Annotated in this window: 12 protein-coding genes; 10 read left to right on the top strand and 2 right to left on the bottom strand. The window is 43.3% G+C overall.

The features are described from left to right. The first annotated feature begins 47 nt into the window (after positions 1-47). Positions 48-947, top strand: coding sequence for a carboxylate/amino acid/amine transporter (locus tag PSF31_RS09525; protein WP_004260860.1), 900 nt, complete (start codon positions 48-50; stop codon positions 945-947). On the opposite strand, the gene metR is transcribed toward PSF31_RS09525, so the two are convergent. Beyond that, complete coding sequence (metR, locus tag PSF31_RS09530) at positions 832-1,788, bottom strand: HTH-type transcriptional regulator MetR (protein ID WP_004260859.1); 957 nt, start codon at positions 1,786-1,788, stop codon at positions 832-834. The two genes, PSF31_RS09525 and metR, sit on opposite strands and share 116 nt — an antisense overlap. 108 nt (positions 1,789-1,896) lie before the next feature. Between metR and metE the strand changes: the two genes are divergently transcribed. Then, a complete protein-coding gene (gene metE, locus PSF31_RS09535; protein WP_096865131.1) occupies positions 1,897-4,170 on the top strand; it encodes a 5-methyltetrahydropteroyltriglutamate--homocysteine S-methyltransferase in 2,274 nt (757 codons plus the stop codon). Positions 4,171-4,227: 57 nt separating this feature from the next. Here the strand turns inward: metE and PSF31_RS09540 are convergent, their stop codons facing one another. Further along, the gene (locus PSF31_RS09540) at positions 4,228-4,617 is read right to left on the bottom strand and encodes a YidB family protein (protein WP_004260854.1); all 390 of its coding nucleotides are present in this window, start codon (positions 4,615-4,617) and stop codon (positions 4,228-4,230) included. Between the two features lie 382 nt (positions 4,618-4,999). On the opposite strand from PSF31_RS09540, the gene ltnD reads away from it, so the two are divergent. From ltnD to udp, 8 genes are all read left to right on the top strand, one after another. Then, positions 5,000-5,908: an L-threonate dehydrogenase gene (gene ltnD / locus PSF31_RS09545; RefSeq protein WP_164561228.1), complete on the top strand. Its 909-nt coding sequence runs from the start codon at positions 5,000-5,002 to the stop codon at positions 5,906-5,908. Further along, complete coding sequence (otnK, locus tag PSF31_RS09550) at positions 5,905-7,182, top strand: 3-oxo-tetronate kinase (protein WP_096865129.1); 1,278 nt, start codon at positions 5,905-5,907, stop codon at positions 7,180-7,182. The genes ltnD and otnK overlap by 4 nt, the downstream gene beginning before the upstream one ends. Continuing rightward, on the top strand, positions 7,175-7,816 hold the full coding sequence (gene otnC, locus PSF31_RS09555; protein ID WP_004260842.1) for a 3-oxo-tetronate 4-phosphate decarboxylase: 642 nt from the start codon (positions 7,175-7,177) through the stop codon (positions 7,814-7,816). Before otnK ends, otnC begins: the two co-directional genes overlap by 8 nt. Positions 7,817-7,826: 10 nt before the next feature. After that, entirely contained in the window at positions 7,827-8,606 is a 780-nt protein-coding gene (otnI, locus tag PSF31_RS09560) for a 2-oxo-tetronate isomerase (protein ID WP_096865128.1), read from the top strand. 12 nt (positions 8,607-8,618) lie between these two features. Further along, the gene (locus PSF31_RS09565; protein ID WP_004260836.1) at positions 8,619-9,386 is read left to right on the top strand and encodes a DeoR/GlpR family DNA-binding transcription regulator; all 768 of its coding nucleotides are present in this window, start codon (positions 8,619-8,621) and stop codon (positions 9,384-9,386) included. A gap of 63 nt (positions 9,387-9,449) precedes the next feature. Next, positions 9,450-10,409: a D-erythronate dehydrogenase gene (denD, locus tag PSF31_RS09570; protein WP_004260834.1), complete on the top strand. Its 960-nt coding sequence runs from the start codon at positions 9,450-9,452 to the stop codon at positions 10,407-10,409. Between the two features lie 10 nt (positions 10,410-10,419). After that, on the top strand, positions 10,420-11,796 hold the full coding sequence (locus PSF31_RS09575) for a GntP family permease (RefSeq protein WP_004260831.1): 1,377 nt from the start codon (positions 10,420-10,422) through the stop codon (positions 11,794-11,796). A 289-nt stretch (positions 11,797-12,085) separates the two neighbouring features. Then, the gene (gene udp, locus PSF31_RS09580) at positions 12,086-12,844 is read left to right on the top strand and encodes a uridine phosphorylase (RefSeq protein ID WP_004260826.1); all 759 of its coding nucleotides are present in this window, start codon (positions 12,086-12,088) and stop codon (positions 12,842-12,844) included. Positions 12,845-12,907 lie beyond the last annotated feature (63 nt).

Consider the following 12,907-nt stretch of genomic DNA (forward strand, 5'->3'; position numbering starts at 1 on the left):
CGAGTATTCTAGCCAACATTCTTAAGTTTGGGGCGAAATACAGCATTATGTGGTTACTTGTTATCACGACGCTGCTTTGGGCAGCGTCGTTTAGTCTTATCGGCGAATACCTTGCGGGTCAAGTAGATAGTTGGTTTTCAGTGTTAGTACGGGTTGCACTGGCTTCGCTGGTTTTTTTACCTTTCCTACGTTGGCGCCAATTTAGCGCTAAAGTGATTGCGCTCTATATGCTAGTGGGCGCTTGCCAACTAGGTATCATGTACCTGTTTGTCTTCCATGCTTATCAATACCTTACTGTTGCTGAATTTTTGCTTTTTACGGTATTAACGCCGCTATATGTCACGTTAATTTATGACTTATTAGAACGGCAAAAGCTGCGTAAAGGCTATTTGTTTAGCTCACTATTAGCGGTAATCGGTGCTGCAATTATTCGTTATGACCACTTGAGTGAATCTTTTTGGTTAGGTTTACTTTTTGTGCAGTTAGCAAATATCTTTTTTGCGATTGGGCAGGTGGGGTATAAACGTCTGATGGAGGTGCATCCGATCCCTCAACATCAGGCTTTCTCATGGTTTTACCTTGGTGCAACGCTAATTGCATTACTTGGATGGCTGCTATTTGGTAATAAATCGATGATGCCGACAACGACTCTCCAGTGGGGCGTCTTACTGTGGTTGGGTATTGCAGCTTCAGGCATTGGCTACTTTATGTGGAACTATGGCGCAACCAAAGTGGATGCCGGAACCCTTGCTATTATGAATAACATGATGGTTCCAGCGGGGTTATTAGTGAATTTTGCTATCTGGCAACAACATCCGGATTGGCTGAGTTTTACCATAGGATCGAGCCTGATAGTTGCTTCTCTTTGGGTGCATAAGCGTTGGATCCTTTCGCGGCCTTCACATAAGACAAGTTCTCCACGGCGTGGTCCGTCGTCGTCTCAGTAAACGCTTCAATAGCTGGCTGGCGCTGTTCTCCTTCACGGCAAGCTGCATACAGCCGGCTCCATAAACCGCTACCCAAGGTTTTGGTTTTTACTAGCCCTTGTTTTTCAAATGAATCAACCGCCCAGTGAGGTAGTGCGGCAATGCCCATTTTGGCTGCAACCATTTGGATTAAAATTAATGTGTTATCGACATTTTTCACATTAGGAGACACGCCCGCAGGTTGCAGAAAATGGCGCCAAACATCGAAGCGATCCCGTTGTACAGGGTAGATAAGCAACGTTTCATCTGCCAAATCATGGGGTTCAATATGCGGCCTTTTGGCTAACGGGTGGTCATTCGCTACAATCAATTTCACTTCATAATCAAACATTGGCGTATAGTGGATGCCTTGATCTGGCAAAATGTCAGAGGTCATCACAATATCCAATTCCCTTGACAGCAATTCAGGTTGAGGGTCGAACGTCACCCCTGACTTAAAATCTACGCTGACTTGTGGCCAAGTTTGTCTGAATTGTTGTAATGCAGGGGTCAACCACTGAATGCAGCTATGGCATTCAATCGCGATGCGTAACGCACAAACCCCAGGCTCATTACATACTCGAATAGCATCTTTCACCAATGGCAGAACCTGTTGCGCCAATTGTAATAAGACTTCCCCTTGTGGCGTAAAGCGCAATGGCTGGCTTTTACGAACAAATAACCGGAAACCTAGCCGATGCTCTAAATCACTAAACTGATGTGATAAAGCAGATTGTGTCTGGTGCAAGTGAGTTGCTGTTGCCGCTAATGAACCGTATTGGCTGAGCGCTTGCAATGTTTTTAAATGTTTTAGTTCGATCATGAGAAACCTTCACGGTGACAATGAAAAATTTGCGCTTGTGCTTTATACAGTACCTGTTGATTATGGATGTGTAAACATCTAGACGGCTAAATATTTTAAGGGGTCAATATGTCTGTTATAAATCATACACTTGGTTTTCCACGTGTCGGTCTAAAAAGAGAGCTAAAACGTGCACAAGAAGATTATTGGGCAGGCAAGATTGACCAAGCCGCTCTATTAGAAACTGGTTATCAACTACGTGTACGCCATTGGCAGCAACAAAAAGAGGCGGGTGTTGAGCTATTACCCGTTGGTGATTTCGCTTGGTATGACCAAGTGCTGACAACCAGTTTGTTATTAGGCAATGTGCCGCCACGCCATCAAAATGAAGATGGTTCGATTGATTTAGATACCTTATTTCGTGTAGCCCGCGGTCGCGCACCAACGGGCAAACCCGCTCCAGCAGGTGAGATGACGAAGTGGTTCAATACTAACTACCACTACATCGTGCCTGAATTTCAAAAAGGGCAACAATTTTCTCTGTCTTGGACACAACTGTTTGACGAAGTCGATGAAGCATTAGCATTAGGCCACAATGTGAAACCGGTTATCATTGGTCCTATAACCTACCTTTGGTTAGGTAAAGTGAAAGGTGAACCGTTTGACCGCTTATCATTATTGAATGAAATATTACCTGTTTATCAGGAGATCCTATCACGCTTAGCAGAAAAAGGTCTTGAGTGGGTGCAAATTGATGAGCCTGCATTAGTGTTAGATTTACCAGATCAATGGCAGCAAGCTTATCAGCAGGCTTACCAAGTGCTATCAGGCCAAATAAAAATACTGCTAACCACCTATTTTGATGGTGTGAGCCACCATTTAGGCTTGATTAAGCAACTTCCTGTGCAAGGTCTACATGTTGATGTGGTCGCAGGCGCTGATGATATTGAAAAACTACATCAAGTGCTGCCAGCAGACTGGGTATTATCACTAGGAATTATTAATGGTCGTAACGTATGGAAGGCTGACTTAGGGGAAAAATTCTTACAGGTGAAGCCGCTCTTAGGTCAGCGTGATATATGGGTAGGAACGTCATGTTCATTACTGCACAGCCCAATTGACTTAAATGATGAGACACGTTTAGATGCTGAAGTGAAAAGCTGGTTTGCTTTCGCTATCCAAAAATGCGAAGAACTTGTTCTGTTAACAAAAGCGTTAAATCAGCCAACAGACAGCCATATTGCTGAATTAGATACATACAGCGCACCTATTCGAGCGCGTAGAACATCAGCTCGTGTGAATAATGCTTCAGTGGCTCAGCGTTTGGCGGCAATCAGCGAAGGGGATACAGAACGTTATAGCCCCTATCCACAGCGAGCAGCGCGCCAACGTCAACGCTTTAACTTACCATTATGGCCAACAACCACGATTGGCTCATTTCCTCAAACAAGTGAAATCAGAACATTACGTTTAGACTTCAAAAAAGGGAATGTGGATAAAACCTACTATCGCACCAATATTAGTGAACATATTAAGCAAGCCATTAAAGAACAAGAAATTTTAGATATCGATGTCCTTGTGCATGGTGAAGCTGAACGTAATGACATGGTGGAATACTTTGGTGAGCACTTTGATGGCTATGTATTTACCCAAAATGGTTGGGTGCAAAGTTACGGTTCACGTTGCGTTAAACCGCCAGTGATTATTGGTGATATTAGTCGCCCAGAAGCCATTACGGTGGAGTGGGCAAAATATGCTCAATCCTTAACGAAGAAACCTGTCAAAGGGATGTTAACTGGCCCTGTCACTATTCTATGTTGGTCATTCCCACGTGAAGATGTTAGCCGTGAAACGATAGCGAAACAAATTGCGCTAGCGTTACGTGATGAAGTGGACGACTTACAAAAAGCGGGTATCGGTATTATTCAAATCGATGAGCCTGCACTGCGTGAAGGGTTACCATTGCGTCGAGACGAGTGGGCAGCTTACCTCAAATGGGCGGTTGACGCCTTCAAGCTCAGTGCTGCGATTGCGGATGACGACACGCAAATTCACACCCATATGTGCTATTGCGAATTCAATGACATCATGGATTCCATTGCGGCATTGGATGCCGACGTGATTACGATTGAAACATCACGTTCAGATATGGATCTGTTAGACGCATTCGAAGATTTTGATTATCCAAATGAAATTGGTCCCGGTGTTTATGATATTCACTCACCAAATGTACCGAATGTGGAATGGATTGTTGCGCTATTAAGAAAGGCGGCGAAGCGTGTTCCGGTTGAGCGCTTATGGGTTAACCCTGATTGCGGCTTGAAAACTCGTGGCTGGCCAGAAACTCGCCAAGCATTAGCTAACATGATTGAAGCAGCAAAACAGCTCAGAAATGAGCAGTAAAATGGCGATTAGTTAGTGTGTCAAAAAGGCAGGTTTTCCCTGCCTTTTTAGAAAGTATTAACCAAATAATTTAGATTTCAGTAAGTTCATACCGATAGAAGCCAAATCGAGGTTTTCTGGGACTTCGCCATTTGGTGTGGCGCTATCAACCAACTGAGGAAGATATTTAGCAATCATTTCTGAGGTTGCTTGAGGCTCTAAGCCAACCTGTTGAGCTAATTCTTGGATATTTGCATTTCCAAAAACTTGCATTAATTGGCTGGCATCGATAGGTAAATTATTTCCTTCACTGATCCACGATGCAATAACACCGCCTAAGCCTTGCTCGTTAAATTTTTCGATAACACCTTGAAGGCCACCTTGCTCCTCAACCCAGTTTATTACTGATTGAAATTGTTGCATTTTATCGCCTGCAACCATACCCATCATTTGCTCAAATAACCCCATGTTATCTCCTAGGCAATCCGCCAATTTATGCTCTCATCCATAGTATGGAGCATTATTCAAAAAATTGTAGTCGGCTATTTTCAGCAATTTGAGTTTTAGGTCAATAGAAATGATGCATTGAATATAGCCCAGTAGAGAAACAAAGGTTTTTCATTTGTGAATTAAACGTGAATAAATATAACGAGCGTCACATTTTCTATCACATTATTCTGTGAAAGCATGTTTAAGGTAGATTTCTATTTATTTTGTTTTAATTCAATTAATTATGCTTTTATTGTTTGTTTTTTATATTATCTCAAATGTGATATTAGTCATGTGTTTGTGAATTTTATTGTGTGAAAATTCACAACAGTCACGAAGATTAACAACATCAGGGGTCATTATGGGAAATTTCGTTAATAAAATTAGCGTGATTGGCCTAGGTTCTATGGGGATGGGGATCGCACAATCTCTTATAAAAAATAACATTCCTACCTATGGATTTGATTTAAACCAAGGTGCATGCAAAAGCCTACTTAACGCAGGCGCAATTGCAGTGGGGCAAAATGCAGCGGAATTTGCCCATGAAATTGATGCTTTGTTGCTGGTGGTGGTTAATGGTCGTCAAGTTGAAGCCATTTTATTTTCGGGTGAACAGCCTTTAGTTGAACAACTACGCCCCGGTACGGTTATTGTGTTGCACAGTACCTTGGCTGCGGAACAAACTAAAAATATCGCTCAGCGCCTTGCCTCATATCAATTACCGCTTGTAGATGCGCCTATTTCAGGTGGTTCAATTAAAGCCGCTGAAGGGAAGTTGACCATCATGGCTTCAGGTGAACCAGCTCTATTTGAGCAGCTTTCACCCGTATTTAACGCTATTTCTGAGCGCTTATATCGCGTAGGGGATGAAGTCGGCTTAGGTTCAACCGTCAAAACGATTCACCAGTTATTAGCTGGGGTGCATATAGCTGTTGCCGCAGAAAGTATGGCTTTAGCCGCCAAGGCGGGTATTGACCTTGACGTGATGTACGACATTGTTACCCATGCAGCTGGAAATTCATGGATGTTTGAAAACCGTATGCAACATGTCTTAGACGGTGATTATACGCCAAAATCCTCAGTAGATATTTTTGTCAAAGATTTAGGGCTAGTGATGGAAACAGGGAAAGCATTAAATTTCCCGCTGCCACTTGCTTCAACAGCCCATCAAATGTTTATTTCAGCGAGCAATGAAGGCTTTGGTCAGCAGGATGACAGCGCGGTGATCAAAACATTTAAAGGTATTACTTTACCGGAGAAAAAAGCATGACAGTGAAGTTAGGCGTAATAGCGGATGATTTTACCGGTGCGACAGATATTGCAGGCTTTATGGTGCAAAACGGTTGGAAGGTTGTTCAGCTATTGAATGAACCTGATGAAAATACACCAGTACCAGAAGATGTTGATGCGATAGTGATCAGTTTGAAAAGCCGCTCTTGTCCTGTCGATGAAGCTGTTAGTGCATCGACCAATGCGTGCAAGTGGCTGAAGCAGAAAGCAAATTGTCAGCAAATTTTCTTTAAATATTGCTCAACGTTTGATTCAACCGAAAAAGGCAATATTGGCCCCGTTACAGATGCATTAATGGCACAACTGGGAACAGATTTAGCATTAGTTTGCCCAGCGTTACCTGTGAACGGCAGAACGGTTATTCACGGTCATTTATTTGTGAATGGCCAGCTACTTAATGAAAGTGGCATGCAGCATCACCCTGTAACCCCAATGACCGACGCAAATTTATTGCGTGTGATGGAAAAACAATCAAAAGGTAAAGCAGGTTTAGTCAAACTTGAAGATATTCAAAAAGGCAGTGACGTTGTTAGCCAAAAGCTTGCCGAGTTAGCTCAACGAGGTGTGAGTTACGCGGTCGTTGATAGCTTAACGATGGATGATTTGCTTCCTATCGCACAAGCTGTTAAAGCCATGCCACTGTTAACTGGGGGCTCCGGCCTCGGCGCTGCATTAGCGAATGTGGATAGCCAATGTCCATGGGGCGGCACAACACAACGTGGCGAAAAACCAACAGGTAAAAACAGAAAAACGGTTGTTTTATCGGGGAGTTGCTCGGTAATGACCAACAAACAAGTGCAAGCTTATCAGCAAGTTGCTCCTGCAAAAATGTTGGATGTGGGTGAATGTTTAAATAACTCAGAGTATGCCAAAACATTAGCTGATTGGGTGCAAGCACAGCAACTAACCGGTTTAGCGCCAATGCTTTATGCCACTCAATCCCCTGAATTATTGAAACAGACACAAGAAAAATATGGCGCAGCGGAATCAAGTTTCGCGGTCGAGAAGGTATTTGGTGAAGTTGTCGCACTGTTGCAAGCGAAAGGGTATGACACCTTTATTATTGCGGGTGGCGAAACCTCAGGAAAAGTGGTTCAAAGCCTTGGAACAGAACAATTAAGTATTGGTTCACCAATTGCCCCTGGTGTGCCATGGGTACAGGATTTAGCAAGCGGTAACTGGTTGGCGCTGAAATCAGGTAATTTCGGCCAAGAAAATTTCTTCCAGTTTGCACAGGAGATGTTTAATGAGTGATGAAAAGGCGCTGCGCCAAGAGTTAGTCGATTGGGCTAAATCAATGTTTAACCGCGGATACAGTAGTGGTGGTGCAGGAAATATTAGTGCTCGGTTACCTGATGGTTCGATTATTGTGACACCGACAAACTCCAGCTTTGGTGATTTAGACCCTAACAAACTGAGTAAACTCGATGCACAAGGCAATTGGATTGGGGGTGATAAGCCGACAAAAGAAGTTTCTATGCATATGGCGATGTATTTGCAACGCCCTGATTGCCAAGCAGTTGTTCACCTTCACTCACCTTGGTTAACGGCGTTGTCTTGCTTGCCGGGGTTAGATACAAAAAATTGTTTACCTCCCATCACACCTTATTATGTGATGCGAGTGGGGAAATTGCCATTGATTGAATACTTGCCACCGGGGGATGACCGAATTGGTGAGGAAATTGCAAAATTAGCACCGACTCATAATGCGGTATTGCTATCAAATCATGGTCCGGTCGTGGGTGGCAAAACGTTAAGACAAGCTTTCTTCAATGCAGAAGAGTTAGAAGATACAGCTCGCTTATATATCACATTACGCCCACATGGCTTTACAACATTAACGCAAGAGCAAGTTGAACAGCTCGAAAGTCGTTATCCACAAAAGTAGCGAGGCGAAAATGGCTAAATTTGCTGCAAATTTAAGCATGATGTTTACCGAAGTGCCTTTTATACAGCGCTTTGAACGTGCTGCAAATGCGGGGTTCAAAGGTGTCGAATACCTCTTCCCTTATGAAGAAGATGCCGATGTCATTGCGGGGGAGCTGAGTAAACACCATCTAACACAAGCTCTGTTTAATATGCCAGCGGGAAATTGGGCACAAGGGGAGCGTGGTATGGCTTCGATCCCGGGTCGTGAGAACGAATTTGCCGAAGGCGTACAAACGGCCTTGAAATACGCAAAAGCCTTAGGCTGTAAACAAGTTCATGCGATGGCGGGGAAAGTGAATGAAAACTATACACTTGAACAGCAAACTGCATGCTATATCAAAAATATTCAATATGCGGCGGATGTGATGGCTGAGCACGGTATTCGTGTGCTTATCGAACCCATCAATACCCGCGATATGCCTGGATACTTTTTGACGACACAAAAACAAGCTGAAGCATTACTACCTGAAATTGCTCGTGAAAATGTATTTATCCAGTTGGATTTATATCACTGCCAAATTATGGAAGGTGATTTATTGAAAACAATTGAGCGTTTATGGGGTAAATTTAGTCACATTCAGATAGCGTCAGTCCCTTATCGTCATGAACCGGATAGCGGCGAAGTTAATTACCCATGGATTTTTAAACAGTTGGATGAAATGGGTTATGAAGGCTGGTTAGGATGTGAATACCATCCAGCAGGCCGTACCGAAGATGGATTAGGCTGGCTTAAACAAGCAAATTCATAATTAGGAGAACCTATGCTCCCTTCTGAGCGTCGTGATTTTATTTACCGTTACGTGCATGAACATCAAACCGTATCGATCAGTGACTTGGTTGAGCTAATGAATGTCTCTCATATGACAGTGCGACGTGATATTCGGATGTTAGAAGAAGAAGGGAAGGTACTCAGTATTAGTGGTGGCGTTAAGTTAAATGATGTGCTGCGCCAAGAGTTACCTTGGAGTGAAAAAGCGCGGTTACATCATCGCCATAAGCGTGAAATTGGCCAGTTTGCCAGCTCACTAGTTGAAGATGGGCAAGTGGTGTATCTCGATGCGGGAACAACTACCTTTGAGATAGCACGCGTACTCGGCGAGCGTTTCAACTTAACGATTGTCACTAATGATTTTTCGATTATGCAGTACTTAATGAATAAGTCGCAGCTAAACCTATACCACACCGGGGGATTGGTGGATAAACGTAACCATTCTAGTGTAGGAAATACGGCTGCGATGATGCTGAAAACCCTCAATGTTGATATTGCTTTTATCAGCACCAGTTCATGGGATTTGCAGCACGGGGTTTCTACCCCGCATGAGGAAAAGGTTCAGATAAAACAAACGCTATTGGATGTTGCTCGCCGTTGTGTGCTGGTTTCAGACAGTAGTAAGTTCGGCAAATATGGCATGTTTCGTGTTTGCCCATTGAATCAATTGCACGACATCATTTGTGATGATCAGTTGCCAACTGATGTGGTGCAGCGGATAACAGAACAAAACATAAAACTTCATTTAATCAAGACATAAAACATAAATAATCTTACCTAAAACTGCATAGCCAGTTAAAAGGCTATAGCAAGGAGAATTACAATGAAAGTTATTATTACTGGTGGCGCAGGCTTTCTGGGCCAGCAGCTAGCCGCTGCTTTGCTTAAAAATAGCCAGGGTTTAAAATTTGACCACCTTGTTTTAGCCGATATTCAATGCCCTACATCACCGGTTGAAGATGCCAGAGTCAGTTGCGTCGCGTTAGATTTAACGCAAGCAGGGGCGGCTGATAAACTGATTGATGCACAAACCGATGTGGTTTTCCACCTTGCAGCTATCGTAAGTAGCCACGCTGAAAGTGATTTTGACTTGGGTATGAAGGTTAACTTTGAAGCCACTCGTCAATTATTGGAAGTCGCTCGTGCCAAGAACCCTGCAATCAAATTTATGTTCACCAGCTCCCTCGCTGTGTTTGGTGGTGAGCTACCTGATGTCATCACAGACTTGTGTGTCGTTAACCCACAATCGTCCTATGGTGCTCAAAAAGCTATGTGTGAATTGATGGTGAATGACTATTCACGTAAAGGCTTTGTTGATGGCCGTGTGATGCGTTTACCAACCATTAGTATTCGTCCGGGTGTGCCAAATAAAGCCGCCTCTTCATTCGCAAGTGGCATTATTCGTGAGCCATTAAATGGGGTTGAAAGTGTTTGTCCTGTTTCCCCTGATCTCGCGTTATGGTTATCTAGCCCTGAAACTGTGATTAACAACTTTATTCATGCGGTCAGTATCCCTGCTGAAAAATTTGGTAAATCACGCACGGTGAACCTGCCAGGAATCACCGTTACCGTCCAAGGTATGATCGATGCTCTGCGTGATGTTGCAGGCCAAGAAGCTGTGGATCTTATTCGCTTTGAGCCTGATGAAGCCATTAACCGTATTGTGGCGAGCTGGCCGGGCAAATTTGATATCAGCCGTGCATTGGATCTCGGTTTTCGTGCAGATGGCTCGTTTGGTGATGCGATCCGTTCGTTTATCACCCACCACGGTTCGTCTAAGTAGGAGATAGCCTATGTCCTATATTCCTGTTATTGGCCTCGCAGTGGCCATATTTGTCCTGATCTTCTTAGTATTACGAACGCGTGTTCATGCGTTATTAGCAATGCTAATTGCCGCAGCAATCGCGGGTATATCCGGTGGTTTGACCGCAGCAGAGACAGTGACAGTCATTACAAAAGGCTTTGGGTCAACACTCGGTAGCATCGGTATTGTTATCGGACTCGGGGTAATGATGGGAAGGGTGCTGGAAGTTTCAGGTGCTGCTGAACAGATCGCTTATAGCTTTATCAAATGGTTAGGAAAAAAACGTGAAGAATGGGCGTTGGCAATTACCGGCTATATTGTCAGTATTCCTATCTTCGTTGATTCCGCTTTTGTGATTTTATACCCATTGGCAAAAGCATTAGCCAAAAATGGTAAACGTAGCATACTAACTTTAGGCGTTGCACTCGCTGGTGGGTTAGTGGTGACACACCACACCGTTCCACCAACACCTGGGCCTTTAGGCGTGGCAGGGATCTTTGGTGTCGATGTTGGCGCAATGATCCTGGCAGGAATGAGCCTCGCTATTCCTTGTGTTATCGGTATTGTTCTTTACGCAAAATGGTTAGGGACTAAATACCCTGAATTTATGCCAGATGAAACGGGTAGTGAAGACCTGAAAGAAGTTCACGCTCGTTATATGGAAGAAAAAGCGAATAAACCATTACCAAGCCTGTTCTTATCGCTTTTACCGATTATTACGCCTATTTTGTTAATTTTCATAAATGCAATTAATGGATTAATTCTTAAAACAGAATCTTTCCAAGGTATGGAAAGCAATTGGTATTTCCAAACATTTGAATTTTTAGGCGCACCCATTATTGCATTATCAATTAGTGTGTTGATCTCTGTTTACACATTAATGCCAAAAGCAACGAAAGAAGAAGTCATCGACCGTATGGAAGAAGGCTTACAAGCAGCCGGTATTATTCTGCTTGTTACGGGGGCTGGTGGTGCATTAGGCGCGGTACTGCGCGATAGTGGCACAGGAAACATTCTTGCTGAGCATGTAGCAAATCTGCCAATTACACCTGTATTGATTCCGTTTATCATCGCGACGTTGGTTCGTTTGATTCAAGGTTCGGGTACAGTAGCAATGATTACCGCAGCATCTATTTCTGCACCAATCATTAGCCAAATACCTGATATTAACTTATTGGTCGCAGCGCAAGCGGCAACCATGGGGTCTCTGTTCTTCGGTTACTTTAACGACAGCCTGTATTGGGTTGTGAACAGAATGATGGGAATTAAGGACGTTAAACAGCAAATCATTGTTTGGTCTATTCCGACCACCATTGCGTGGGCAATAGGTCTAGTTGGTGTCCTCGTTCTTGATGTAATTCTCTAATATAGCGTTACTATTTTTAGTTCTGCCAAATAATCAAAGCGCCCAGCAATCAGGGGCGCTTTTGTCGTTATATCAAACTTTCATCTATACTGATGACAATGGATTTTAAAGAGAAATAAAATCAATGAATAAATGTGATATAAATCACTTAATAATGAAATTAAACTTTTAATGTTTTCATTAAAAGTGACATTCATCACTAAAAAATTATGGCTTTATCGCTATATTATAAATAACGATTAATCAGTATTGACTGATTTAATGATGCCATTGTGTAAAGGAGTTTGAAATGTCTGACGTTTTCCACTTAGGTTTAAAGAAAAGTGACTTACAGGGTGCGACCGTAGCGATTGTTCCTGGGGATCCTAACCGTGTTGAAAAAATTGCACGTCTGATGGATAACCCTGTACACCTTGCGTCATTGCGTGAATACACCTCTTGGCGTGGTGAGGTTGACGGAAAAGCCGTCATTGTTTGTTCAACCGGTATCGGTGGCCCATCAACGTCTATTGCAGTCGAAGAACTTGCGCAGCTTGGTATTCGCACTTTCTTACGTATTGGTACAACAGGTGCAATCCAAGAAGATATCAATGTCGGTGATGTTTTAGTGACAACTGGAGCAGTTCGCTTAGACGGTGCTAGCCAACACTTCGCGCCATTAGAATACCCAGCAGTTGCCGATTTTGATTGTACCAATGCGCTTTATGCCGCAGCGAAAGATGCAGGTGCAACCGTTCATGTTGGTGTAACTGCATCATCTGATACCTTCTACCCAGGTCAAGAGCGTTATGATACCTATACTGGCCGTGTGATGCGTCATTTCAGAGGTTCGATGAAAGAGTGGCAAGACATGGGCGTGATGAACTACGAAATGGAATCAGCCACATTGCTGACTATGTGTTCTAGTAGTAAAGGGTTACGTGCTGGTATGGTTGCGGGTGTTATCGTAAATCGTACCCAACAAGAAATTCCAAATGAAGCGTTACTGAAGAAAACTGAAGGTAACGTATTAAGTATTGTGGTTGAAGCTGCACGCCGCTTACTGTAGTCCGTGATTTACTGGCCCGTTTACTTGACTTTCACTCGGTTGTGGACAAAAAGTAAGCGGGCT

The organism is Providencia sp. PROV156 (assembly GCF_028480905.1).
Lineage (GTDB): Bacteria > Pseudomonadota > Gammaproteobacteria > Enterobacterales > Enterobacteriaceae > Providencia > Providencia hangzhouensis.

Excerpts from the sequence above, each read along its gene's own strand:
- PSF31_RS09525 (WP_004260860.1), top strand. The coding sequence starts at position 48 with ATGTGGTTACTTGTTATCACGACGCTGCTTTGGGCAGCGTCGTTTAGT.
- denD (WP_004260834.1), top strand. The coding sequence starts at position 9,450 with ATGAAAGTTATTATTACTGGTGGCGCAGGCTTTCTGGGCCAGCAGCTA.
- otnI (WP_096865128.1), top strand. The coding sequence starts at position 7,827 with ATGGCTAAATTTGCTGCAAATTTAAGCATGATGTTTACCGAAGTGCCT.
- PSF31_RS09565 (WP_004260836.1), top strand. The coding sequence starts at position 8,619 with ATGCTCCCTTCTGAGCGTCGTGATTTTATTTACCGTTACGTGCATGAA.
- otnC (WP_004260842.1), top strand. The coding sequence starts at position 7,175 with ATGAGTGATGAAAAGGCGCTGCGCCAAGAGTTAGTCGATTGGGCTAAA.
- PSF31_RS09575 (WP_004260831.1), top strand. The coding sequence starts at position 10,420 with ATGTCCTATATTCCTGTTATTGGCCTCGCAGTGGCCATATTTGTCCTG.
- udp (WP_004260826.1), top strand. The coding sequence starts at position 12,086 with ATGTCTGACGTTTTCCACTTAGGTTTAAAGAAAAGTGACTTACAGGGT.
- ltnD (WP_164561228.1), top strand. The coding sequence starts at position 5,000 with ATGGGAAATTTCGTTAATAAAATTAGCGTGATTGGCCTAGGTTCTATG.
- PSF31_RS09540 (WP_004260854.1), bottom strand. The coding sequence starts at position 4,617 with ATGGGGTTATTTGAGCAAATGATGGGTATGGTTGCAGGCGATAAAATG.
- otnK (WP_096865129.1), top strand. The coding sequence starts at position 5,905 with ATGACAGTGAAGTTAGGCGTAATAGCGGATGATTTTACCGGTGCGACA.
- metR (WP_004260859.1), bottom strand. The coding sequence starts at position 1,788 with ATGATCGAACTAAAACATTTAAAAACATTGCAAGCGCTCAGCCAATAC.
- metE (WP_096865131.1), top strand. The coding sequence starts at position 1,897 with ATGTCTGTTATAAATCATACACTTGGTTTTCCACGTGTCGGTCTAAAA.